Source organism: Arthrobacter sp. I3, assembly GCF_000520575.1.
GTDB lineage: Bacteria > Actinomycetota > Actinomycetes > Actinomycetales > Micrococcaceae > Arthrobacter > Arthrobacter humicola_A.
In genome coordinates this window covers 148,192-149,337 of the sequence record NZ_KI914902.1, presented here as the reverse complement: position 1 = coordinate 149,337, position 1,146 = coordinate 148,192, and the positions used below count along the sequence as shown (strand labels likewise).

Genomic DNA, 1,146 nt, shown 5'->3' with positions numbered 1-1,146 from the left:
CTGATCGCCAGCGGGTTGCGGATCCCGGCCCGACGGCGCGGCAAGGCCCTCCGGGTCCCGCTCCTGAACCGCTGGAACGAGGCGTTGCCGGGCCACGACGCCCTCTTCTTGGACCTGCTGGACCGCTGGGGCGAGGAACACCGGAAGTACCACGGCCGCACCCATCTGCTGGCGGTGCTGGAGGCCCTGGACCTGCTGTGCGATCCGGCCGATCCGCCCCGCACCGTACTGCTGGCCGCCTGGTTCCACGACGCCGTCTACCGCGGCGTGGCAGGCCAGGACGAGGAAGAGTCGGCGCGGCTGGCCGACGACCGGCTTCGGCATGCCGGTCTCCCGGCCGCCGAGGTGGACGAAGTGGTACGCCTGGTGCTGCTGACGGCAGACCACTGCCCGGAGCCCGGAGACGACGACGGCGCCTTGCTCAGCGACGCCGACCTCTCCGTCCTCGGCGGCGAACCGGAGGCCTACGCCCGCTACCTCACCGCCGTCAGGGAAGATTTCGCCCACATCGGCGACGCCGACTTCGCCGCCGGCCGCGCCGCCGTCGTCCGCCGGCTGCTCCAGCTCGAACCGCTCTTCCACACCGACCGTGGCCGGACACTGTGGCTGGCGCGGCAAGGCCCTCCGGGTCCCGCTCCTGAACCGCTGGAACGAGGCGTTGCCGGGCCACGACGCCCTCTTCTTGGACCTGCTGGACCGCTGGGGCGAGGAACACCGGAAGTACCACGGCCGCACCCATCTGCTGGCGGTGCTGGAGGCCCTGGACCTGCTGTGCGATCCGGCCGATCCGCCCCGCACCGTACTGCTGGCCGCCTGGTTCCACGACGCCGTCTACCGCGGCGTGGCAGGCCAGGACGAGGAAGAGTCGGCGCGGCTGGCCGACGACCGGCTTCGGCATGCCGGTCTCCCGGCCGCCGAGGTGGACGAAGTGGTACGCCTGGTGCTGCTGACGGCAGACCACTGCCCGGAGCCCGGAGACGACGACGGCGCCTTGCTCAGCGACGCCGACCTCTCCGTCCTCGGCGGCGAACCGGAGGCCTACGCCCGCTACCTCACCGCCGTCAGGGAAGATTTCGCCCACATCGGCGACGCCGACTTCGCCGCCGGCCGCGCCGCCGTCGTCCGCCGGCTGCTCCAGCTCGAACC

2 pseudogenes are annotated in these 1,146 nt (G+C 72.5%); both read left to right on the top strand.

Going from position 1 to position 1,146, the window contains the following annotated elements:
* A pseudogene (locus Y706_RS29985) lies at window positions 1-609 on the top strand (DUF4031 domain-containing protein); the annotation flags it as partial.
* Window positions 590-1,146, top strand: a pseudogene (locus Y706_RS29105) (DUF4031 domain-containing protein); the annotation flags it as partial. The pseudogenes Y706_RS29985 and Y706_RS29105, both read left to right, overlap by 20 nt.